The sequence below is a fragment of the Plantactinospora sp. WMMC1484 genome (genome assembly GCF_049315195.1).
Classification (GTDB): Bacteria; Actinomycetota; Actinomycetes; order Mycobacteriales; family Micromonosporaceae; genus Plantactinospora.
The window spans coordinates 4,293,559-4,315,079 of sequence record NZ_CP186055.1 but is presented as its reverse complement, the minus strand read 5'-3'; the positions used below and the strand labels follow the sequence as shown (position 1 = coordinate 4,315,079).

Below are 21,521 nucleotides of genomic sequence, written 5' to 3'. Positions count from 1 at the left end.
TCACGGCGTCGCAGCGCCGCCATCTCGTCAGCCGTTTCCGTGGTGGTCGATTGTAGGTAGGTTGGGGCTGCCTCGGTGTGCGGCCACGGGGGCTTCGTCGGGTGGCCGGGGCCTGGGTGGCGCTGAGCGTACCGGGGAGGCCCTTCGGATGAAGATCGTCGCGTTGTCCTGCACGCAGAAGCGTCTCCCGTCGCTGACCGACGCGCTGCTCGAGGCGGCGATCGCCGGCGTCGTCCAGGAGGTCGGTGACGCGGAGATCCAGCGCATTCGCTTGATCGACCATCGCATCGCGATGTGCGAGGGCGAGGACACCTGTCTTGATCCCGAGGTGGGCCGGTGCACGCTCGACGACGACTTCGCGCACGTCGTCGAGTTGGCCGACGGTGCGCAGGCGATGCTGCTCGCCATGCCGGTGTACGCGGGGAACGTACCCGCGGTGCTGAAGATCTTCCAGGAACGCCTGAAGAGCTTCATGAACGCCAGGCAGCGCCCGTTCGGAAACCTGCTGGTGGGGACGATCGTGCACTCGCGCACGATGCTGACCGAGCCCGCACTGGCATCGTTGTTCCCGTGGTATCTGCGGCTACGGAACAGGAACGTCGCGTCGGCGTGCTTCACCCAGAACGATCATCAGGACCTGACCCGCACCGCGGCGCTCGACCTGTGTGTGGCCGTGGGCCGGCAACTCGGCATGACGCTCGACGGCAGCCGGCCGCAGGCCGTCGACCGCCGGGCACTGCCGTTGCTTCACTCGCCGGCTCGCCCGCGCTGCGGTGACCCGTCCGCCTCCTCCCCCGAGGCGTGACGAGACTCCGCGCGCCAGGTGCAGCCGTCGCCCGCCTGTTCGCACGACACCGTGACGTCCGGCTCCACGTAGCGGGCGGCGATGGCGGTGTTGAGTTCCTGGCAGTACGGGCACGGTGACGAGAACGTCAGGACGACGCCGGCACGGGCGGCCCGCTTGCGGTACCGGAGGATCCCACAGTCGGCGTTGCGCAGGACGGTGCCGGAGGGCTGGGGCTCACTGGTCACTGCCGAGTCGTACAGCAACAGCTGATGCCGCAGCCGGGTCATGAAGTGATCGGTGGCGGAGACCCCGGCGGGGCGTTGCGCTCGCAGCAGCTCCGCGGTGATCCGGGAGTTCGCCTGGATCCACCCGGCCAGCCCGTCCTCGCCGTGCTCTCCCAGGATGAACTCCTCGGCGGCCGCCTGTGCCTCGAAGAACCGCTGGCGCCACAGGTCGACCTTTTCCGCCGGGTCGAGCGGAGACCCTTCACCGGTCATGGTCCGCGTCCCTCCCGGTGGCGCCGTCCAACTCGGCGAAGACCTCCTGGGCGACGCGCAGCCCGTTGTTGGCCACCGGCCAGCCACCGTAGTAGGCGAGCTGGATGATGACCTCGATGATCTTCTCTCGCGACATCCCGAGGTGCAGCGCGGCACCGATGTGGCCGCGCAGCTCCCAATCGGTACGCGCCAGCGTGACCGCGCTCAGCGCGACCAGCTCGCGCTCCTCGACGCTCAGGTGCGGGCGGGTCCAGATCTCACCGAACAGATGGTCGACGGTGATGCGCAGGAATTCCGGGTAGGAACCCGGGCGCGGTTCGCGGCCGAAGACCTGCTGGAACATGGCCTCACCGCGCTCATGCCGGGCAGCTGGCTGGTTCATCGATCAACTCCTTCGTCTGGCCGAACAGTTGGCAACGTCCACGACGCCACGAAGGCGACGACCAGCAGCGCGGCGCCACTGCCGAAGGCGGCCGGAACATTCACCCGCTCGGCGACGAGCCCGACGACGACCGGTCCGACCACGGCGCCGACGTCCGTACACATCGAGAAGACGGCGACGCCACTGCCGGTCCGACCGGCGACGACGTCACCGATCAGCGCGGCCGGTGCGGCGTTGAGCAGCGCTGATCCCGCCGCGTACACGCTGAGCAGGAGGACGAGCCCGGCGTACCTGTCCACGAACACCAGGGCGGTGATTGCCGCCGCGGCCACACCGGTGCCGGCGATCATGGCGAACCGGCGGCCGGCCCGATCGACAATCCGGCCGGCCGGCATGATGAGCAGCGTCTGGACGACGGCGGAAATCGTGAACGCCCACCCGACCCACGTCACGTCGTGTCGCCACCCCACCACCACCGTCGGTACCAGGGCGCTGCGCAGTCCGAACAGGACCCATCCCTGCGCCAACGCGGCGAGGCAGGCCACCAGGTAGCGTCGATCCCGCAGCAGGACCGGTAGCCGGGCCACCTCACGGCCCGGCTCCGCGCCGACGGTTCGGCCGGTGCGGAGCACCGCCAGGGTCAGCGCCGCGGCGGCCAGCAACAGCACGGCGTACGCCACGAACGGCGCGGACAGGGTGATGAGCGCGAGGAGCCCGCCCAGTGCCGGCCCGCAGATCCCGCCGAGCAGGAAGCCCGCCTCGAACACGGCGCTGGCCCGGCCCCGCTGGGCGGCCGGCGCGATCGCCAGGAGCGTCGCCAGCGCGGAGACCGAGAAGAGCACCGAGCCGACGCCGCCCAGGCCGCGGAAGACGAGCAGTTGCCCGTAGGAGCCGGCGAACGCCGTCAGGGCCGAGGAGACGGCGCACAGCAGCAGGCCGGCGACCAGGACCCGCCGCTCGCCGAAACGCACGCCGAGCCGCCCGCAGAACGGACTGGTGGCCAGCCGCATCAACGCGAACAGGGCGACGAGCGCTCCGATCTGGGTGGGCCCGGCCCCGAACGTCGCCGCGTACACCGGAAGCACGGGGAGCACCAGTCCCAGGCCCAGCATGACGCAGCCACCAACGACACTGAGGACGTAGACCTCGCGCGGGAGACCTGGCTGGGCGGCGGCAACGGGTGGGGCGCTGCCGGAGCCGGCCGCCGTCACTGTCCGGTCACAGAATGATGCTCAGCTTTCCGTGTTCGTACAACGTCTCGTGGTCGAGCACCACGACCCGTCTCCTCATCCGGAACGACCCGCCGTCGGCGACGAGCTCGAACCGGCATTTTCCGACGTAGGCGTCGGAGCGCCCGTGTCCGAACCGGTGCACCACGACGTTCGCCGCCACCTCGAGGTGGGTTCCCCGGTCGGTCAGGATCTCCACGTTGCTGATCATCCGATTCGTCCGGGACCGGGGGTTCTCGCACCACACCTCGCCGTTCAGAAGCTGGGCGATCCGCTGGCGTAGCCGGGCAGCGTCGTCGTCGATGAGCCCGAGCGCATCCGCCGACTCGCCGCGGACGTCGGTGGCCGGCACCGAGTAGCGGATGTCGTCGGTCAGCATCTCGTCGTACCACTCCAGCAGGCGCCACTCGTCGAGCAGCCGCGCCTCTCGGAAGAGGAACTGGCTCACCCGGTGCCACAACCGCACCTGGGTCGCTTCGTCGACCGTCAGCCCGGTGGTCATCGTGCTGCCGTCCCCTGCATCTCGGCCCGGTGAGCGACCTCGAGGTGGCCGTCGTCGCCGTGCATCAACCGGTCCCACTGCCGCCAGAACTCGCGGGCGGGAAGCTCGTCGGTCGTCTCGGGGACCTCCTTGTGCATACCCCGGGACAGGTCGGAGTAGCGGATCGTGCGGTTGAGATATCCCCGCTGACAGGACTCGATGATCTCGATGTCGTCGGGGGTGGCGAAGCCGGCGGGGCCGAGGAACGTCAGGTAGTGACTCTTGCGGAGTTCCCGGATGTCCGGATCCTCGTCCCTGGGGGCCAGGGCGACCGACGTGATGGCCATCTGACCGGCGCCGACCGGGTCGATCTTGCGAATCGTGATCGCGATCGCGTCGATGATCATCAAGTTCGGGAAGATCAGCAGGGCACGATTGGTGCTGGTGATCCGTTCGGCGCGTTCGGCGCCGAACCGGTCGACGAACCGCGCGGCGGTCGCCTCGATCCGCGGCCGGAGTTCGGCGTCGAACATCGGCGTCCAGTAGGCGAGCGGGCGGGCCGCCGCCGGTGGCAGCTCGTTGGCGCCATGCCCCAGCCCGAGGGCACGGCCGAAGCCACCTCGACGTCGTGGTGGCACCGACCCCAGCGACTCCATGTATCCGACGTAACGCTTGTGCAGGGCCCGGAAGTGGTAGATGTCGACGCTGTTCTCCATCATGAGCTTCCAGTTGGCCCGAGCCCCGTGGAGTTGCGCGCCCTGGATCACCTCCATCCCGACCTCGGACTGGTCGTCGACCAGATCGAGGTACTCCGTCGCACCCGCCAGGTAGCCGGTCAGGGTGCGCGGCTGCTCCGGATCGAAGGTGACGAACACGAAACCGCGATAGCTGTCACTACGGTGCTGCGCCAGGCCGAAGTCCGCCTTCCGGAAGCCCGGTCCGTACCCGTCGGGGATCGGGACCCCGACCAGGTCGCCCCGGTTGGAGAACGTCCAGTCGTGATACGGGCACCGGAACGATCTGGCCTGCCCGGCCGGCTGCGAGCAGATCAGGGCGCCGCGGTGCGGGCAACTGTTCGCGAACACCCGGATCACCCCGTCGGACCCGCGCGCCATGACCACCGGCCGCCCGCCGACGTCGCGGGCCACGTAGGAGCCCGGCGCCGGCACCTCCGACTCGTGCCCGACGTACAGCCAGCAGCGATCGAAGATCCGGGTCATCTCCTGTACGGCCAGGTCGTCGTCGGTGTAGGCGCGCCGGTCCACCCGGAACGAGAGGCGTTCGAGATCGTCGACCACGATCCGGTCGCCCACCGGCCGCCGCAGTTCGATCGTCACTGCTCCCCCTTTCGCTGTAGCGTCTCGACCGTGCCGATCACCAGCTCGGCCGCGCGCACGGCAGAATCGCCGCACTCCGGCTGCGCGGCGCGCAGCCGGGCCCGGTAGTCCCGGTCGGGATCGAGCAGATCGGTGACAGCGTCCGCGACCGCCCGCTCGGTGACCGCGGCCGGGTCCAGCGCCGTCCCGAAACCCGCACTACCCACGAAGTACGCCTGGATGGGCTGATCCACAGCCAGCGGGATCACCAGCATCGGTGTCGCCGCCCGGACCGACTCCGCCACGGAGTTGTAACCGCCGTGTGTGACGAAGACGTCGGCGCGCTCGAGCACCTCACGCTGCGGCAGATACGGGGCGGTGAGCACGTCGTCAGGGAGCGCGAGCTCCTCGGCCAGATCTCCCACCGCGGCGATCACCTGTGCACCGGTCGCCGCAGCCCCGATGATCACCATGCGCAGCAGATCCGGCCGCCGGTAGAAGATCGTGCCGAAGGAGACGTACACCAGCGGGCGGTCGGGATCGATCCGGTCCAGTCCCGAGAAGGCGACCTCGTCGCCGCGGATCCCCGCCGCACCCGGCAGCCCGACCAACCGCACACCGTCGTCGGTGACCGCGTCCTCCCCCACGAGAGCGGGAATCGTCGGCATCACGTTGAGAATCGGCGAACGCGCCGAGTGCGTCCGGGTCGACCACAACACCCCGTGGCTGGTCAGATAGTCGCCGACCTGCTCGTCGTACGGCCAGCGACCTCGTCGATGCTCCCGAGGGCATACCCCGCCCAGGTTGGCCCAGATCATCCCGTAGGGCACACCGGACGCCGCCGCGCCGACCATGGCCGACGCCGTGACCGGCAGCGAGTCGACGAGTACGAAGTCCGGCGCCGTCGCACGAAGCGCGTCGGCCGTCTGGTCTGCCACCGGCGACGACCGGAGCATCGGTCCGATCTTCGCCGGGTCACCGCTCCACGGCGCCATCTCGACCTGCCCGACCGCGTGGACCTCCGCCTTGCCCAACGCCTGGCGACGCTGCTCGTCGAGCGTGCCACCGTCCGCGGACAGCAGCAGCAGCGCAACCTCACTGCCGGCGGTTTGGAGCGCGTTGACCACCGGAACATAGGGGTTCAGGTGACCATGCTGGGTCGTGGTGAGGACAGCGACGCGCATCAGATCTCCGATCCATCGAAAGAAGACACTCACGCTCTGGCTTCGGATGCACCACAGCCACGACCGGCGACACCCCCTGCCTACAGAAAACGGGTCGAGACGGCGACGCACGAACGGCAGAACTCCGCCCCCGGACAGGCGGTAACGCCCGGCAGGCAAAAGGGACCATCGACGTCCAGGTACTGCTACGAGGCTCTACGCATTCCCCCACCACCGCTGAGGGGACACATCAATCGACGCTACTCGGAACAATCTCGAAACAACCGGGTTCACCACCCTGCCCCCAGGCGCTTATGCAAAGCCTGCCGGGATGCGCAATCGATGTCAATGCCTCGCAACTGTCGGCTGCCACCACTCTGCTGACCACGACTTCGACCGGGCGCCGCCTCGGCCGCCAGCCGGCGCCAGCCGACTCGACTCGGCGGGCCGCGCCTCGGAGACCACCTGCTACGGGGCACGACGACATTGCCGAGAGCAGGTATGTCGCGGTTTTTGGCAAAATTGCGGAATGGCGGATGGACCGGACCTATGAAATATCCGGCTGATGGTGGCATTAACGCGCAACCGGCAGCACATCATCAACGCCCCGATCCAGGCGGTTAGTGCTGCGGTCCCCGCGTCCACGGGCCCAGGCCCGGCAAAAGGGCGACACCTGGTCACCCGTTGCCGCGTAGCTCCTTCAGGATCCGCTCCGCCACCCGGAACGACTCCAGGGCGGCCGGCACTCCGACGTAGACGGCGGCCTGCATGAGCGTCTCCTGGATCTCCTGTTCGGTGACCCCGTTGTTCACCGCGCCCCGCACGTGGACACCGAGTTCGTGGGAGCGGTTGAGGGCGGTCAGCATCGCCAGGTTGAGCAGGCTCCGGGTCTTACGCTCCAGGCCGTCGCTGGACCACACCCCGCCCCAGCAGTACTCGGTGACGAATTCCTGGATGGGTCGGGAGAACTCGGTGACGTTGCCCAGGGAGCGGTCGACGTGCTCCGCCCCGAGGACCTCCCGTCGTACCTTCAGCCCCTGCTCGTACGACTCCTGGTGGGTGCCGTTCGCCGTCATGTTGTCGTGCTCCCTTCGGTTCAGGTCGAGGTGGTCGCGGCGGCACCGTAGTCGCCGTCGGCCACGGGCTCGGCCCACTCGGTCCTGCCGAGCGAGATCGCGGTGTGGGTCAGGAAGGAGTCGGGGGCACCGCCGTGCCAGTGGCGTTCCCCGGCGGGAATCCAGACGGTGTCCCCCGCCCGGAGTACCTCGGGTCGCTCACCGGCCGTGCAGATCAGGCCGCGGCCGGCGACAACCTGGAGAATCTGCCCGTGCTCGTGGCTGTGCCAGTACGTCCGGGCGCAGGGCGAGAAGGTGACCGTATTGATCGTCACGCCATCCGTGGACGGCATGGTCAGGTAGTTCCACACGTCGCCGGTGAACTTCGAGCCCGGCTTGCCGGCGGTGCCGGCCTGCTCCGCGGCACGGGTGATCTTCATACTGTCTCCTTCGAATCGTCAGGGTCGGCTAGACGCGACGGTCGACATAGCGCTCGTTCTGGTACGGCCAGCGCTCGGACATGTCGGCGGCGGTGGGATACCAGCCGTGGAAGACCTCCCTGGACTCGGCGAAGAAGGAGGTGACCCGGCGCGCGATGCGCCACCCGGCGCCGGTCCGGACGTAGGCCACGTCGTAGGCGCCCGAACTGTTGCGGATCGACACGCGCCCGTCCACGATCCCGATGGCCCGGTACTGGAAGTGGACGCGGCACGACGCCGTATCCCCGTCGATGTCGAACGTCGGGATCATCATGTAGTGGATCCCGTGCCACGGCTGCTCGTCGCAGAACCTGGCGAGGTTCTCCCGACCCGCGATGAAGTTGCCCGCCTGGCCGTCCACTACGCGCGCCTGGTAGATGCCCTCCTCGGTGAAGAGGTTCGCCCACTCCTTCCCGTGCCGTCCGTCGTATGTGGGCGCGTAGGCGCCCTCGATCCGCATCAGTGCCAGCGTGTCGGCCGTGAGATCGGCCACCGCTTCCTCCGTCACCTCTGTGCTCCTTCCGGATGGACGATGTTCGTGATTGCGTACTCGCGCCCCCGGCGACCGTGGTCAGACGCCCACGGTGCTCCTGAGCTCCTCGATCGACTCGCCCGTCACCTCTCCCGTTCCCACGACCTCGCCCTTGACCAGGGCCACGTAGCGGCTCGCCAGCCGCGAGACGAGCCTCAGGTTCTGCTCGATCAGGAAGAGCGCCGTCCCTGTCTCGCCGATCGAGGCGAGCGCGTCGATGACCTCGTCGATCGCGACCGGGGAGAGGCCCTCCGCCGGCTCGTCCAGCACGAGCACCCGGGGGTTGGACATCAGCGCCCGGCCGATGGCGAGCATCTGCTGCTGTCCGCCGCTGAGCGCATGGCCGTTGTAGCGCGCCCGCTCGGCGAGGATCGGAAAGAGCGCGTAGACGGACCGGAGGTCCCACCGGCCCGGCCGCGCGTGCGCGGCGCCGAGCAGGAGGTTCTCCTCGACGCTCAGGTTGGAGAGGATGCGCCGGCCCTGGGGACAGAGCGCGATGCCGGCCCGGGACGCGTGGTAGGCGCGGGTGGGCTTGAGCGGCTCACCGTCGACGACGATCGAGCCCTCGACGCGAGGGATGCCGTACAACGACATCGCGAGCGTGGACTTGCCGGCACCGTTCCGTCCGACCAGGGCGACCGCCTCGCCGCTCTCGATCGACAGCGAGACGTCCCGGAGGACCTGGGCCGGCCCGTAGAAGGCCGACACCCTGTCGAGGGTCAGCACCTCGCTCATTCTTCCCTCCCCAGATAGGCGTCTCGGACACCGCGGTCCTGCCGCACCTGCGCGGGAGACCCGGACATCAGGACACGGCCCAGGTTGAGCACCGTGATGTCGTCGCAGACCTCGAAGACCGCGTCCACGTCGTGCTCGATGTAGAGCACCGCCATGTCGCGCTCCTGGGCCAGTTGCCGGATGAAGCGGGCCAGCTCCAGGCTCTGCGAGCGGGACAGCCCCGCCCCCGGCTCGTCCGCCAGAAGCACCGCCGGCCGGCCCACGAGCGCCATGCCGATGTCGACCCGCCGTTGGTCTCCGTACGAGACCTCTCCGCACTTGCGGTCGAGCAGCGGCTCCAGCCCCAGGGCGACGACGAGCTCGTCGACGCTGTCGTCCCGCAGCGTGCGGCCGACCAGCTCGAAGTGGGCCCGGACGGTGAGGTCGGGAAAGACGCTCGTGCGCTGGAACGACCGTGCGATGCCGTGGCGGCGGCGCCAGGTGACCGATCGTCCGGCCACGTTCTTCCCCTCGTACACGATCGACGCCTTGCCGCCGCGCCGACGACCGGAGACCACGTCGACGAATGTCGACTTGCCGGCACCGTTCGGCCCGATCACCCCGTGGACGCGGCCGCGCTGGAGATCAAGCCCGACGTCTTCGAGCGCCGTCACACCCTTGAACCGGACCGTGACGTCGCGAACCGTGAGCACCAACTCTTCCTCACCGCCCTCAGTTCGTCCCGGCCAGGTCGACCGGCGGTCGACGGCGTTCTCGGTGTCGAAGCCACTGCGCCTGTAGCGAGCCGACCACGCCGGCCTTGGCGAAGACCATGACGACGATGACCGCGACTCCGACGTAGAGCTGCCACTCGGTCCGGCCGCCCGAGACGAGCATCGCGTTGCCGACGGTGTAGATGAGTGCCCCCCAGAGCGGCCCGGTCGCCACCCAGCAGCCGCCGATGAAGGAGACGATCAGGGCGTTGCCCGAGGTGGTCCAGGCGAGGACGTCGAGGGAGAGAAAGGAGTTGTAGAACGCGAAGAGCACGCCCGCGACGCCGGCGAGCAACGCCGATACGACGTAGGCGGCCAGCACCGGAAGGTAGGTGTTGGAGCCGTTGAACCTGACCCGCTCCTCGTTCTCCCGGATCGCGTCCAGAAGCTTTCCGAAGCGGGAGCGTCCGACGAGCCCCAGGGCGACGAGAGCCACCGTCACCACCGCCCAACAGATCATCCACATGGTCACCGGGTCGGAGAAGTCCCGGACGGTGAGGCCGAAGAGCGTGCCGTTCATGCGTACCGGCAACCCGTCGTCGCCGCCGGTGACCGAGCGTGTCTGCGTGAGCCCGGCGAGCGTGAAGGCGAACTGGCCGAACGCCAGGGTGAGCATGGTGAAGGCGATGCCCCGCGACCGTACGAGCAGGCTTCCCACCGCGAGCGCGACGGTGACCACCGCACCGAGGGCCAGCAACAGCGCGGGGATGATCTCGAACTCCGCGTGCGTGCTGAGCGCGCCGAAGGCGTACGCCGCGCCGCCGAAATAGAGTGCGTGCCCCAGGCTGACCATGCCGAGACGCCGGATCAGGAACGCCACGCTCAGCCCGAAGACCCCCAGGATCGCGGCATTGACCAGCAGATGGCGCTGGTACGGACCGGTCACGACAAGTGGAACGAGGAAGCCGATCGCCACCAGACCGACGTTCACCGCCCACCTCGGCCGGATGCGCGGCCTGCCCGGTCGGCGGTCGCCGCCGCCGGACACCTCTTCCGCCCTGGTACGTCGCTCCATCGCGCCGTCCGACGTCACGGTCATGTCTCGATCCTTCCTGCGATGCCGCGCGGATGGACGATCAGCACGACGATCATCACCACGTACGGCGTGAGCGCGGACCAGCCCGGGAGGTTCACGTCGCCGATCACCTGGATGAGGCCGAGAGCGATGGCCGCGATCGCCGCTCCGCCGATGCTTCCCAGCCCGCCGACGGTGGTGACGATCAGCGCGATGACCAGGATTCTCGCGCCCATGTCGATGCTGACCGTGGCGTAGGGAGCGACCAGCACCCCGGCCACGCCCGCCAGGCCGAAGCTCACGGCGGCGACCACGGCGTTGAGCCTGTCGGTGTTGACCCCGGCGACACCGGTCATCTCCAGATCACGGCTCGCGGCCCGGACGTGGAGGCCCATCTTCGAATAACGCAGCCAGGACGCGATACCTATCGCCACGGCGAGACTGAAGACGATGATGAACAACCGGTACGACGGGTAGGCGTCGCCCAGCACGCTGACGGAGCTGTCGAAGGGTGCCGGGGGATCCAGCGCCTTCGGCTGGGTCCCCCACAGAATGACGACGACGTTCTCGATGACCAGCGCACCGCCGTAGGTGATGATGGCCAACTCGATCGGGTCCCGGCTCCGCAGGAACCTGAACGCGCCCTTGTCCACCAGAAAGCCGACCAGCGCCAGCACGGCCGGGACCGTCACCAACGCGAGCCAGAACGAGACCGCCGAGCTGAGCGAGTAGGCGGTGTAGGCGCTGAACATGTACAGCGCACCGTGACCGAAGTTGAACACGCCGCCGAGCCCGAAGATCATCGCGAGGCCGAGTGCGAGGATGAGCAGCAGCGAGCCATAGGCGAGCGCGTTCAGGAGCTGAATTGCCATTGAATGACCCTCGCTTGGGTGATAGTTCGCTACATCGTGCAATCGGGAGATACGGGAATGGAGACCTTCTCTCGGTCGACGACCGCGGTGATGTCCCACTTGATCCCGCCGGTGGCCTCGTCGCGTACGATCTGACCGAACCAGTTCTCCCGCTGGATCTGGTGGTCCTCCGCCCGCAGTTCGACGTTGCCCATGATCGTGTCTGTGCTGAAGCCGGTCAGTTGCTCTGCCAGGGTCGCCGGTTCGGTGGAGTCCGACTCGGCGACGGCGGCCAGCAACATCTCCAGTGCCACGAACGTGTTCGCCTCGATATAGAACGGCTCGCGCCCGAATTCCTTCTTGAACGCCTCGACAAACTTCCTGTTGCGCTCGTTGTCGAGCGCGGGATCGTAGCCCGGCACACCGTAGAGTCCGAGGCCGGCGTCACCGATGGCGTCGAAGACCAGCACGTCGAAGCTGTTGACCCCGACGATGGCGTCGAAGTGGTCGAGTACCCCGTACTGGCTCGCCTGCTTGAAGAAGGTGATGGCGTCGGCACCGGCGACGCCGGTGAAGAGTCCCTTGGTCCCCTCGTCGAGAAGCTGGGAGATGTAGGACCCGTAGTCGGCGTGGGTGAGCGGCGGGAAGTGCCCCGGCGCAACCGTCGTGCCGGGCTGGCTCTCGGCGAGGCGCTTGAACGCGTCGTACGCGTCGTGACCGAACGCGTAGTCCGAGCACAACGCACTCCAGCTCGTGATCCCCAGGCCCCGCACGCCGTCGGCGAGCGTGTTCAGGTTCATGCTCACACTGGGCACCGTGCGGAAGTAGAGCGGATTGCAGGTGGCGGCGGTGAGACCGTCGGCCTGGGCGTCCGGATCGATGAACAGCAGCCCCAGGCGGTCGAGCGACTCCTGGATGGCCGCCGACTGGGCCGACGAGAAGTAGCCGGTCAGGATCTCGAACCCGTCCTGGCGCACCGCGCTCTCGACCGCACGGATCGCGTCGGCGGTCTCCCCGTTGTTCGGATAGATCTTGAGCTCGATCCTGCGCCCGTTGGCGCCACCGGCGTCGTTGAGGTATTTGGCGGCGAAGGGCGCCATGTCCAGGACCGCACGTCCGTAGATCGCCAGCGCTCCGGAGGTCGCGGAGGTGACCGCGACCCGGATCGGGTCTCCGTCCGAGCCCGACCCACCGTCGTCGCTCCCGCACGCGGAGAGCACGCTTGGCAGAGCCATCATTCCGAGTACGCCTGCGGATCCCTTGAAAATCTGTCGACGCGAGAGCTGGGGACGGTTCATTCGAGGGTTCATTGCTACTCCTGGTTAGGCTCGACGCCTCCGGTGGGGGCACTGTCGGGTGTGGTGTGTGGTTCTTCGGTTTCGCGGGTGTGACTTTCGGACCGCCGCCGCCCAGTCGGCCGGCCCCGTCAGTCGCGGCTCGTGATCCGCGCCGGGGCCGCCGGCTCACGGCGACCGGCGGCAGCCGGCGGCGAGAAGGTGATTCCCCGGCCCCGCCACAGCTTCGTCATGACGAAGTACCGCAGATGGGTACCGGGCCACTGGGTGGCGTTCGCTCCCGATCCCGAGTGGTAGTAGTTCGTGCAGCCGGCCTCCATCGCGCTGGCGTCGGTCGCGAGCTTCTGGTCGACCCACCGGATCCACCGGTCCAGCGCCTCCGGAGTCGTGTCGACGGTCGTGGCGCCCCGCCGCACGAGCTTCTTCAAGGCCCAGACCATGACCTCCGCCTGTCGCTCCTGCTGCGCGATGATCGATCCACCGCCGTTCGTGTTCGGGCCGTAGATGAGGAACAGGTTGGGAAAGCGCGGCACCGTCACGCCCAGGTAGGCGCGCGGACGGCCCGCCCAGTAGTCGTGCAGCTCCACGCCGCCACGACCTCGCACCTCGACGGTGTCCAGATAGTCGGTGGTGCGGAATCCGGTGCTCATCACGAGCACGTCGACCTCGTGCTCGGTGCCGGCCGCGTCGACGACGCCGTTGCTCGTCGCCCGGACGACGGGAGCGGCGACGAGCGTGACGTTGTCCCGCATCAGCGCGGGATAGAAGCTGTCGCTGAGGACCGGCCGCTTGCACCCCCACGGGTAGTTTGGGGTGACCTTCGCGGCGAGCTGCTCGTCCGGAATGGCGCTGCGGATGAAGTCCACGGACCTGGCCCGGGTCTTCGCCTGCGCGCGGGACTCGACGTCGAAGCTTCCGAAGCGCTTGTAGTAGTCGTAGAAGATTTTCAGGCGGTGCAGCCTGGCCGCCAGGGGCAGGTGGTAGAGGCTGCGCTCGAACGGCGAGAAGTCCCGGTCGTTCTTGGCGTTGATCCACCCGGGCTCACGCTGGAACACGTGCACGTGTTCGGCGATCGTGGCGACCTCGGGGACCACCTGGGCCGCGGTCGACCCCGTGCCGACCACCGCCACGCGCTTGCCACGGAGATCCACCGAGTGGTCCCAGCGCGCCGTGTGGAACCTGGGACCTTCGAACGAGTCCAGCCCGGGCCAGTCCGGATACTTCGGGACGCTCAGGAAGCCCACGGCGGTGACCACCACGTCGTACTCGGCGCTCGCCCCGTCACTGGTGTGCACCAGGTAGGTGGAGCTGTCCTCCTGCCACTCGACGAGCTCGACCGACGTGCCGAACGTGAAGTGCGGGCGCAGGTCGAAGCGATCCAGGATCGCCTCCGTGTAGGCCATGAGCTCCGGCTGCCGGGCGTGGGTCCGGGTCCAGTCCCAGCCCATGAACGAGAAGGAGTAGCTGTGGGACGGGATGTCGACCTCACAGCCCGGGTAGGTGTTGACCCGCCACGTGCCGCCGGCGCCCTCCTCCTTCTCGTAGATCCGGATGTTGGTGAAACCTGCCGTCTTCAGCTTCACCGCCGACCCGATGCCGCCGAAGCCTCCGCCGACGATGGCGATGCGGATATCGTCGCGGCGTCGGTCGCCGGTCATCGGACACACCGCCCTGCGGCCAGGGCCGGGCGATCGATGTCGTGCGGCTGGTCCGCGCAGACTCTCAACGGCATTGGCCGGTCCCTTCGGCGTCGAAGCCAGTCACGGCCCGGGACGGGTGCGGACGGCGTTGGTGTGGTCGGGCTCACGCTTCGCCACATTGTATGACCGTCGGACGGTATGTCAAGAGAGCTCGATAGCCATCCGGCAGCGCCCCGGACGCTCCGCGTCCAGGGCCGTCGAGAAGTCCGGATACTGCTGGTCACGGCATCGATGAGGACACCTGGGCGCTAGGTTCGCGCGTCGGGCGACCCGGCGATGGCGGTCGCGCCTTCGGCGTGGTGCCAGCCGACCGAGGCGTTACGGAGTGTGTCGAATGACGGCAGTGCCCGGGGCCGCGTGACAACGGGGGCCGCGCGACAACGGGGGCCGCGCGACAACCGGGGCCGCGCGACAAGCCGGTCATCGCCGCGCCGGCTCCACCGGGGCGCCGGTGCGCAGGGACCCGACGACCGCCTCGGCCGCCGCGACGCCCCAGCACGCCTCCTCGACCGGCATCACGTCGGGGCCGCGCCGACCGGCGACCACCGCGAGGGCGTACCCGACCTCGCGGCGCAGCGCCCCGCCGACCACGCCGTCCTCCTCCGGCCACAACGACAGGTCCGGGACCCGGACCCCTGCCGGGGTCCACTCCACCAGAGAATCGCTGACCAGTCGCTGCTTGAGCATCCCGTCCAGGCCCAGCACCTCGACCTCGCCGACGATGGCGCCGTCCAGGCTCAACGGACCGTCGTCCAGGGTGCCCGGCGCGCTCGCCGGCACCAGCCAGGCGGACTCCACGGTCGCGGTCACCCCGTTGTCGAACTCGAGCAGGGCGCTGACCACGCTGGGCGCCGCGTCACCGGCGGCGCCGCTGCACATCGCCACGACCCGGCGCACCGGGGCACGGGCGAACGAGATGGCCAGGTCGATGTCGTGGATGCAGGACTCCCATACCGGATGCACCCGGTCGCCGAAGCTGAGGAACCAGGCGCGGCTGAAGTCGCGGCGCAGCCGCAGTGCGCACAGGGTGCCGACGGCGCCCCGTTCGACGCCGGCGCGCATCCGGGCCATCGGGGCGGTGAACCGGGAGATGTGGCCCACCACGACCTGGCGCCGGTGCGCGGCAGCGGTTTCCGCGATCCGCCACGCGTCGGCGGACGAGAGGGCGAGCGGCTTCTCGACGAAGACGTGGCTGCCGGCCGCCAGGGCGGTCAGGCCCAGCCCGGCGTGGGACGCCTCGTCCGAGGCGATCACCACGACGTCCGGGTGGACCCGGTCGAGCAGTGCGGCGAGATCGGTGTCGGTCTCGCCGACCCGGTGCGCCTCCGCCATCTCGGCGAGCCGGGCGGTGTCCGGGTCCGCCAGGCCGACGATCCGGGCACCGGCCTCGGCCCAGACCCGGGCGTGCAGGGCGCCGAACCGGCCCACCCCGGCGACGGCGACGGTCGGTCCGGTCATGCGTTCCTCCCGGGAATCGGCGGTTCCTCCGCGCCCTGCCCGGCCAGGACCGCCAGGGCGGAGGGCTCCTTGGCACCGTGCCCGGTGAGCACGGCGACGGCGCGCCAGCGCGACGGGACGGCGGAGGTGTGCGGGGCCGGCACGGCGGAGATGCGCAGGGCCGCCACGGCGGCGGCTGCCGCGGGTTCCACGAACACCCCACGACGGGCCAGATCGCGGCCCGCCGCGGTGATGGCCGGCTCGTCGACGGCGACGACCGCGCCCCCGCTGTCCCGGGTGGCGGCCAGGGTCAACAGCCCCTCGTCCTCGTAGCCGCGCAGCGCGTCGGCGATGGCGGTAGCGGCGGTCGGGCCGACCGCGACGGGTTCGCGCAGCGACGACTCCCAGTCCGCCGCGTTCCAGGCCCGGACCAGCGGCGCACACGCCTGGGCCTGCACGCCGACCATCCGGGGCAGGCTGGTCGTCAGGCCCGCGTCCCGCAGGTCGGTGAAGCCCAGCCAGATACCGCGCAGCAGCGGGCCCGCCCCGACCGGTACGACCACGACGTCGGGTACGGCGCCGAGGTCCTCGACGAGTTCCGCCGCGATCGGCCGGTACGCCTCGGTCAGCAGCGGGTTCCGGTACGTCGTGGTGACGTTGAGCCAGCTCTCCCCCTCGGCACGGGTCGCGGCGGCGTACGCGTCGCTGTAGTCACCGTCGACCAACTCCACCTCCGCACCGTGCGCCCGGGCGGTCTCCACCTTCGCGTCCGCCCTGGAGCCGGTGGCACAGAACACCCGGCAGCGCAGACCCGCGGCGGCGGCGTAGGCGGCGGCCGACACGGCGGCGTTGCCGGTCGACGCCAGGACGAGGCCGTCCAGCCCTCGGTCGAGCGCGGCGGACGCGGCCAGCGCCATCGCCCGGTCCTTGAACGAGAGCGACGGGTTGAGCGACTCCAGCTTGATGTGGACGTCCGTGTGGACGTCGGAGTGAACGTTGACGTGGTCGTCGGCGCCGTCGTGCCGCGGCGGCGCCATCGGCAGCAGCGGCGTCGTGCCCTCGCCGAGGGTGACGGCGTGTCCGGTCCGGGGCAGCAGCCCGGCGTACCGCCACAGTCCGGCCTGCGGGGTCGGCCGGCAGTCCGCGGCGGAGACCGGGGCCAGCTCCAGCGCCAGCGGCGACCCGCAGGCCGGGCAGCGGTAGCCGGGAAAGCCGGTGCGGTGCCGGCACCGGACACATCGGGCGGTGAACTCTCTCATGGTGCCGCCGTCGGTACGGAGTGCGGCCCGGCCGGTTCCGGTCGCGGCATCGGCGTCCGGCTCCCCGGGCCGGCCGTCGATCCGGCGGTGTCGCGCGCGGGCGCACCGCTCCAGCCCAGCTGGCCGGAGAGCTCCACGGCGGCCGCCCGGACCTGCGGGCCGAGCCGGCCGGCGGCCTCGTCGTCGAACCGGGTGGCCGGTGCCGAGATGCCCAGCCCGGCGACGACGTGGCCGGCGTGGTCGAAGACCGGGGCCGCGACGCAGCAGATGCCGAGTTCGCTCTCCTGGATGTCCCGGGCGTAGCCGTCGGCCCGCACGCCGGCCAGCAGCGCGTCGATCCCGGCGCGGCTCACGGGGTCGCCGGAGAGCCGCCGGTGCGCCTCGGTCACCTCGTCGACGACGTGCGCCGGTGAGTGGGCCAGGATGGCCCGACCGATCGCGGTGGTCAGCGCGGGGTTGGTCTGGCCGACCCGGCTGTGCATCCGCACCGGGGAAGGGCTGTCGATCTTTTCGATGTAGACGATGTGCACCAGGGCGAGCACGCCGAGGTGGCAGGTCTCGCCGGTCTGCGCCGAGAGCGGCCGCATGACCGCCAGCGCCTCCTGGCGCAGGTCGAGTCCGTCGAGGTAGGAGCGGGCGAGCGTCATCGTGCCGGCGGCCAGCGCGTACCGGCCGTCGGCCGTCTCGCGGACCAGCGCCGTCCCGCGCAGCACCCCGAGCATCCGGTGCAGGGTGGTCGCCGGGATCTCGGTGGCCTTGACGAGCTCGGTCAGCGAGGCGCCCGCCGGGCTCTCGGCGAGGGCCCGGAGCACCGCGACGGTCCGCTCGACCGCCCGTAGCCCGTCGGGCTTCCGCTCGTTGTTGGCCATCTTCATTTCCCCACCTCGGCCCCGGTCTCCGGCGGGCGCACCGACAGCATCCGCTCCGCCATAGCACGATAGACGTCGGCCGCCCGGCCAAGTTGATCGACGAGGACCCATTCCCGCAGCGAGTGCGCCTGGGCGATGTCGCCCGGCCCGCAGACCGCCGCCGGGGTACCGGCGGCGGCGAGCAGGGCACCGTCGGTCCAGAACTGCAGCCCGACGGGCTCGGGGTCCGCCGCGACGGCGCAGAGCATCCGCAGGTACGGGTCGTCGGGCGGGCAGTCGAGCGGGGCGTGCACGAAGGTCGCGGTACCGGGCATCTCCTCGACCGTCGCGTCCAGCCGCGGATCCGCCCGGCGCAGCTCCGCCACGACCGCGCGCAGCTCGGCCAACACCTCGTCGTGTCGTTCCGACGGCAGCCACCGGCGGTCGAGCTGGACCACACAGGACGCCGGGACCATCGGCGGGCGGTCACCGCCGGCCACCACGCCGACGTTGACGGTCGCCGGGCCGAGCAGCGGGTGCCGGCGCCGGTCGAGCGCGGGGACCAGCTCCCGCTCGATCGCGGTGACGAACCGCGCCGCGTGGTAGACCGCGTTGACGCCGTCCTGCGGCACGCTGCCGTGCGTGGCGACCCCGTGGAACGTCGCCTCTGCCCACATCGCTCCCTTGTGCGCCCGGCCGACGCGCAGCATCGTCGGCTCGCCCACGATCGCGAAGTCGGCGCGGACGCCGGCCTCGACCAGCGCCCGCATCCCGGGGCTGCCGTTCTCCTCGCCGGCCACCGCGGTCAGCAGCAGTTCGCCGTCGAAGGTGACGTCCGGCGCGGCGAGCAGGTCGACGACGGCGATCATCGCCGCCAGGGCGCCCTTCATGTCGACGGCGCCCCTCCCCCACAGCCGTCCGTCGGCGACCCTGGGCCGCAACGCGGCCGGCATGCCGTACGGCGGCACGGTGTCCAGATGTGCGTTGAGCATCAGCGTCGGGCCGGGCCGCCCACCCCGTACCCGGGCGACCACGTTGAGCCGGTCGTCCGGCACCGGTTGGAGTTCGACGTCGGCCCCGCTGCCCCGCAGCCGGTCGGCGACGTACTCGGCGACCTCGCGCTCCTGGCCGGGATGGTCCTGGTGGCCCTCGATCGCGATCAGGCGACCGGCCTCCGCCAGCACCGCGTCCGGGTCGATCCGCCCGGTCATCCCGCGCTCCCGGTGGAGAAGGCCGGTTCGCGGTGCAGCCCGGCGAGCGCCGCCGAGGCGGCGGTGTGGCGTTCGTGGGCCCGTCGGTAGCCGGCCCGGCGCCCGTCCGGGACGGTGAGCGCCTCGCTGTCGTCCAGGGCCGCGCAGGCGGCGGCGACGTCCGGCCAGACCCCGGCGCCGATCCCCGCCAGCGCGACGGCGCCGCGCGGTGAGGCGTCCTGGCGCAGCCGCCGCACCGGCGTGTCGAAGCCGGCGGCGAACGCCTCGCACCACACCTCCGAGCGGGTCACCCCGCCACCGACCCGGATCTCGGTCGCCTCGCCCGGGTCGCCGAGGAGTTGCCGTACCGCCGCCGTGCAGGCGTAGGCGACGCCTTCCAGCGCGGCGCGGGCGATCTCGGCGGGTCCGTGTTCCGGCCCGACGCCGAGCAGCGCGGCCCGGACCGCCGGATCGTGCACCGGGGCGCTGGCGCCGAGCAGGTACGGCAGGAAGGTCACCCCGCCCGCGCCGGGTGCGCTGCCCCGGGCGAGCCGGTCCGCCATGCCGTCCGGCACCTGCCCGGCGTCACCGGCGAGCAGGTTCCGCTCGGCCCAGCGGATCGCCAGCCCGGCAGCGTACGAGGAGACCATGCCGAGGAAGCCATCCTCACCGGCCCGGGCGAAGACGAACCGGCCGACCCCGGCCCGTGGCTCGGCGACCGGGGTGACGATCTGCGCGGCGGTGCCGACGTTCACGTAGACCCGCCCCCGGGTGACCGCCCCGGCGCCGAGTGCCGCACAGGAGACGTCACCGCCACCGGCCACCACCGGGGTGCCGGCGCGCAGCCCGGTCGCCTCGGCCGCCTCGGGCCGGACCGCCCCGACGACCTCGGCCGAGCCCCGCACCGGGGGCGCGAGCCGCTCGTCGGCGCCGCAGTACGCCCAGAGCCGCGGCTCCCACCGCTGCCGGCGTACGTCGTACAGCAGCGTGCCGGCGGCGTCGCTCGGGTCGGTGCCCCAGTCGCCGGTGAGGTGGTGCCGCAGCACGTCCTTGGGCTGGACCAGCCGCACCGCCCGGCGTACCGCCTCGGGTTCGTGCCGGACCAGCCAGGCGAGCCTGGGAGCGGTGAACGCCTCCACCACCGGGTTGCCGGTCAGCTCGCCGAAGAGGTCGGCGTGCTCGCGCAGCTCCCGTACCTCGGTCACGGCCCGCCGGTCCGCCCAGGTCATCGCCGGCCGCACCGGGCGGTCCCGGTCGTCGTAGAGGGCCACGGCGTGCATGTGGCCGCTCAGCCCGACCCCGGCCACCGCGCCGGGGTCGAGGCCGGTGAGGGCCTCCCGCACCGCACCGGCCGCCGCGCGCCACCAGTCGGCCGGATCCTGCTCGTGCCGTCCCGGTCGGGTGTCGGAGGGGTAGTCGCGGTAGGACCGGGCCACCGTGGTGCCGCTGCCCGCGTCGACCACCACCACCTTCACGCCGGTGGTACCGAGGTCGACGCCGACCAGCAGCGGGCCACCCGACCCGGTCGACGGCTGCGGTGTGGCGGGGGTCAACGGCTGCGCCGGGGGACGAAACCGAACTCGGCCAGGTATTCCAGGGACTCCTCGGCGACCCGGTCGAAGTCGGCGAGTCCCACCCCGGCCGGCTCGCCGACGCCGATGTTGCCGCCGACCTGCCAGCCCTCCCACTCGACGCTGACGTACCCGTCGAAGTTGATCTCCGCGAGCGCCTCGTACGTCTCCCGGAAGTCGACAAGCCCGCCACCGAACCAGATGTGGTTGCTGTGCACGATCGTCGGCAACCCCACCTCGTCCTTGATCTGCACGATGTCGATGTACGGGCCGAGCCGCCTGATCGCCTGCCTGACGTTCATGAACGGCTTCACCGCGACGTAGAAGGCGCCGGTGTCCATCGTCATCCGCAGGTTGCTCGCGCCGACCTCGTCGAACATCCGCTCGATCAGCTCGACCCGGTTGAGGATGGTGCCCTGCAACAGCTCGATGCTGACGTTGAGCCCCAGCGTCGAGGCGTGCGCGGCGACCTCGGTGATCGCCTCCCGGCACTGCCGCCAGGCGTCCCTGCGGGACAGCAGCACGTTCAGCGGCGGGTCGTAGTAGCCGTCGCCGATAAGCGTGCAGACCGACTTCGCACCGAGCACCGCCGCCGCGTCCAGCGCCTTCTTGAACGACTCGATGCCGCGCTCCCGGTCGAACTCCCGGGGGCTGACGAAGGTGGTGTGGTGGCCGAGGTAGCCGATGTCGATGCCGACCCGCTCCGCCGTGGCACGAACGTCCCGCAGCTGCTTGTCGTACTCGGCCTTCGGCGCCTCCAGCAGCTTCGCGAAGATGAAGTCGACGCCGTCGTAGCCGTACTTCGCGGTCTGCTCCACGCACCAGGTCGCGGGCTTGTCGCCCCAGGAGTTCCAGGCCGGGCCGGCCGCCTCCAGCCGGCCCCAGGGCATGTTCGGCCAGACCTCGAAACTGATCTTCACCGTGGGTCTCCTTCCGAGAGATGTACG

General features: G+C 70.5%; 22 protein-coding genes. 1 reads left to right on the top strand and 21 read right to left on the bottom strand.

The window, feature by feature from the left end:
• Positions 1-148 precede the first annotated feature (148 nt).
• Entirely contained in the window at positions 149-805 is a 657-nt protein-coding gene (locus ACN28C_RS18990; protein WP_422768884.1) for a flavodoxin family protein, read from the top strand.
• On the opposite strand, the gene ACN28C_RS18985 is transcribed toward ACN28C_RS18990, so the two are convergent.
• The 21 genes from ACN28C_RS18985 to ACN28C_RS18885 form a co-directional block, all read right to left on the bottom strand.
• Positions 748-1,284, bottom strand: coding sequence for a hypothetical protein (locus ACN28C_RS18985; RefSeq protein WP_422768883.1), 537 nt, complete (start codon positions 1,282-1,284; stop codon positions 748-750). The genes ACN28C_RS18990 and ACN28C_RS18985 overlap by 58 nt on opposite strands.
• Entirely contained in the window at positions 1,274-1,666 is a 393-nt protein-coding gene (locus ACN28C_RS18980) for a carboxymuconolactone decarboxylase family protein (protein WP_422768882.1), read from the bottom strand. The genes ACN28C_RS18985 and ACN28C_RS18980 overlap by 11 nt, the downstream gene beginning before the upstream one ends.
• Positions 1,663-2,877 (bottom strand): MFS transporter, encoded by a 1,215-nt coding sequence (locus ACN28C_RS18975; protein WP_422768881.1) that lies wholly within the window; start codon positions 2,875-2,877, stop codon positions 1,663-1,665. Before ACN28C_RS18975 ends, ACN28C_RS18980 begins: the two co-directional genes overlap by 4 nt.
• A 7-nt stretch (positions 2,878-2,884) precedes the next feature.
• Positions 2,885-3,397 (bottom strand): aromatic-ring-hydroxylating dioxygenase subunit beta, encoded by a 513-nt coding sequence (locus ACN28C_RS18970; RefSeq protein WP_422768880.1) that lies wholly within the window; start codon positions 3,395-3,397, stop codon positions 2,885-2,887.
• Positions 3,394-4,713, bottom strand: a complete 1,320-nt coding sequence (locus ACN28C_RS18965) for an aromatic ring-hydroxylating oxygenase subunit alpha (RefSeq protein ID WP_422768879.1) — start codon at positions 4,711-4,713, stop codon at positions 3,394-3,396. Before ACN28C_RS18965 ends, ACN28C_RS18970 begins: the two co-directional genes overlap by 4 nt.
• Positions 4,710-5,876 (bottom strand): glycosyltransferase, encoded by a 1,167-nt coding sequence (locus tag ACN28C_RS18960; protein ID WP_422768878.1) that lies wholly within the window; start codon positions 5,874-5,876, stop codon positions 4,710-4,712. The genes ACN28C_RS18965 and ACN28C_RS18960 overlap by 4 nt, the downstream gene beginning before the upstream one ends.
• Before the next feature lie 656 nt (positions 5,877-6,532).
• Complete coding sequence (pcaC, locus tag ACN28C_RS18955; protein WP_422768877.1) at positions 6,533-6,931, bottom strand: 4-carboxymuconolactone decarboxylase; 399 nt, start codon at positions 6,929-6,931, stop codon at positions 6,533-6,535.
• A 20-nt stretch (positions 6,932-6,951) separates the two neighbouring features.
• Positions 6,952-7,350 carry a cupin domain-containing protein gene (locus tag ACN28C_RS18950; protein ID WP_422768876.1) on the bottom strand — a complete coding sequence of 133 codons (399 nt, stop codon included), beginning with the start codon at positions 7,348-7,350 and terminating at the stop codon, positions 6,952-6,954.
• Between the two features lie 28 nt (positions 7,351-7,378).
• Positions 7,379-7,897 (bottom strand): nuclear transport factor 2 family protein, encoded by a 519-nt coding sequence (locus tag ACN28C_RS18945; protein ID WP_422768875.1) that lies wholly within the window; start codon positions 7,895-7,897, stop codon positions 7,379-7,381.
• A gap of 63 nt (positions 7,898-7,960) precedes the next feature.
• Positions 7,961-8,656: an ABC transporter ATP-binding protein gene (locus ACN28C_RS18940; protein WP_422768874.1), complete on the bottom strand. Its 696-nt coding sequence runs from the start codon at positions 8,654-8,656 to the stop codon at positions 7,961-7,963.
• Positions 8,653-9,348: an ABC transporter ATP-binding protein gene (locus tag ACN28C_RS18935; protein ID WP_422768873.1), complete on the bottom strand. Its 696-nt coding sequence runs from the start codon at positions 9,346-9,348 to the stop codon at positions 8,653-8,655. Before ACN28C_RS18935 ends, ACN28C_RS18940 begins: the two co-directional genes overlap by 4 nt.
• Positions 9,349-9,367: 19 nt before the next feature.
• Positions 9,368-10,447 carry a branched-chain amino acid ABC transporter permease gene (locus ACN28C_RS18930; protein WP_422768872.1) on the bottom strand — a complete coding sequence of 360 codons (1,080 nt, stop codon included), beginning with the start codon at positions 10,445-10,447 and terminating at the stop codon, positions 9,368-9,370.
• A complete protein-coding gene (locus ACN28C_RS18925) occupies positions 10,444-11,337 on the bottom strand; it encodes a branched-chain amino acid ABC transporter permease (protein ID WP_422768871.1) in 894 nt (297 codons plus the stop codon). Before ACN28C_RS18925 ends, ACN28C_RS18930 begins: the two co-directional genes overlap by 4 nt.
• Positions 11,325-12,509: an ABC transporter substrate-binding protein gene (locus ACN28C_RS18920; protein WP_422768870.1), complete on the bottom strand. Its 1,185-nt coding sequence runs from the start codon at positions 12,507-12,509 to the stop codon at positions 11,325-11,327. Before ACN28C_RS18920 ends, ACN28C_RS18925 begins: the two co-directional genes overlap by 13 nt.
• A 191-nt stretch (positions 12,510-12,700) precedes the next feature.
• Positions 12,701-14,227 (bottom strand): flavin-containing monooxygenase, encoded by a 1,527-nt coding sequence (locus tag ACN28C_RS18915; protein ID WP_422768869.1) that lies wholly within the window; start codon positions 14,225-14,227, stop codon positions 12,701-12,703.
• 462 nt (positions 14,228-14,689) lie between these two features.
• Positions 14,690-15,727, bottom strand: a complete 1,038-nt coding sequence (locus ACN28C_RS18910; RefSeq protein ID WP_422768868.1) for a Gfo/Idh/MocA family oxidoreductase — start codon at positions 15,725-15,727, stop codon at positions 14,690-14,692.
• On the bottom strand, positions 15,724-16,965 hold the full coding sequence (locus ACN28C_RS18905) for a pyridoxal-phosphate dependent enzyme (RefSeq protein WP_422768867.1): 1,242 nt from the start codon (positions 16,963-16,965) through the stop codon (positions 15,724-15,726). Before ACN28C_RS18905 ends, ACN28C_RS18910 begins: the two co-directional genes overlap by 4 nt.
• Positions 16,962-17,840 (bottom strand): IclR family transcriptional regulator, encoded by an 879-nt coding sequence (locus ACN28C_RS18900; protein ID WP_422768866.1) that lies wholly within the window; start codon positions 17,838-17,840, stop codon positions 16,962-16,964. The genes ACN28C_RS18905 and ACN28C_RS18900 overlap by 4 nt, the downstream gene beginning before the upstream one ends.
• Positions 17,837-19,024, bottom strand: coding sequence for a M20 family metallopeptidase (locus tag ACN28C_RS18895; protein ID WP_422768865.1), 1,188 nt, complete (start codon positions 19,022-19,024; stop codon positions 17,837-17,839). Before ACN28C_RS18895 ends, ACN28C_RS18900 begins: the two co-directional genes overlap by 4 nt.
• The gene (locus ACN28C_RS18890) at positions 19,021-20,556 is read right to left on the bottom strand and encodes a xylulokinase (protein ID WP_422768864.1); all 1,536 of its coding nucleotides are present in this window, start codon (positions 20,554-20,556) and stop codon (positions 19,021-19,023) included. The genes ACN28C_RS18895 and ACN28C_RS18890 overlap by 4 nt, the downstream gene beginning before the upstream one ends.
• A complete protein-coding gene (locus tag ACN28C_RS18885) occupies positions 20,553-21,494 on the bottom strand; it encodes a sugar phosphate isomerase/epimerase family protein (RefSeq protein ID WP_422768863.1) in 942 nt (313 codons plus the stop codon). Before ACN28C_RS18885 ends, ACN28C_RS18890 begins: the two co-directional genes overlap by 4 nt.
• Between the last annotated feature and the right edge of the window lie 27 nt (positions 21,495-21,521).

What these genes read in the sequence shown, in the direction of transcription:
- ACN28C_RS18990 (WP_422768884.1), top strand. Translation starts at nt 149, where the DNA reads ATGAAGATCGTCGCGTTGTCCTGCACGCAGAAGCGTCTCCCGTCGCTG.
- ACN28C_RS18985 (WP_422768883.1), bottom strand. Translation starts at nt 1,284, where the DNA reads ATGACCGGTGAAGGGTCTCCGCTCGACCCGGCGGAAAAGGTCGACCTG.
- ACN28C_RS18980 (WP_422768882.1), bottom strand. Translation starts at nt 1,666, where the DNA reads ATGAACCAGCCAGCTGCCCGGCATGAGCGCGGTGAGGCCATGTTCCAG.
- ACN28C_RS18970 (WP_422768880.1), bottom strand. Translation starts at nt 3,397, where the DNA reads ATGACCACCGGGCTGACGGTCGACGAAGCGACCCAGGTGCGGTTGTGG.
- ACN28C_RS18960 (WP_422768878.1), bottom strand. Translation starts at nt 5,876, where the DNA reads ATGCGCGTCGCTGTCCTCACCACGACCCAGCATGGTCACCTGAACCCC.
- pcaC (WP_422768877.1), bottom strand. Translation starts at nt 6,931, where the DNA reads ATGACGGCGAACGGCACCCACCAGGAGTCGTACGAGCAGGGGCTGAAG.
- ACN28C_RS18950 (WP_422768876.1), bottom strand. Translation starts at nt 7,350, where the DNA reads ATGAAGATCACCCGTGCCGCGGAGCAGGCCGGCACCGCCGGCAAGCCG.
- ACN28C_RS18940 (WP_422768874.1), bottom strand. Translation starts at nt 8,656, where the DNA reads ATGAGCGAGGTGCTGACCCTCGACAGGGTGTCGGCCTTCTACGGGCCG.
- ACN28C_RS18930 (WP_422768872.1), bottom strand. Translation starts at nt 10,447, where the DNA reads ATGACCGTGACGTCGGACGGCGCGATGGAGCGACGTACCAGGGCGGAA.
- ACN28C_RS18920 (WP_422768870.1), bottom strand. Translation starts at nt 12,509, where the DNA reads ATGGCTCTGCCAAGCGTGCTCTCCGCGTGCGGGAGCGACGACGGTGGG.
- ACN28C_RS18915 (WP_422768869.1), bottom strand. Translation starts at nt 14,227, where the DNA reads ATGACCGGCGACCGACGCCGCGACGATATCCGCATCGCCATCGTCGGC.
- ACN28C_RS18910 (WP_422768868.1), bottom strand. Translation starts at nt 15,727, where the DNA reads ATGACCGGACCGACCGTCGCCGTCGCCGGGGTGGGCCGGTTCGGCGCC.
- ACN28C_RS18905 (WP_422768867.1), bottom strand. Translation starts at nt 16,965, where the DNA reads ATGAGAGAGTTCACCGCCCGATGTGTCCGGTGCCGGCACCGCACCGGC.
- ACN28C_RS18900 (WP_422768866.1), bottom strand. Translation starts at nt 17,840, where the DNA reads ATGAAGATGGCCAACAACGAGCGGAAGCCCGACGGGCTACGGGCGGTC.
- ACN28C_RS18895 (WP_422768865.1), bottom strand. Translation starts at nt 19,024, where the DNA reads ATGACCGGGCGGATCGACCCGGACGCGGTGCTGGCGGAGGCCGGTCGC.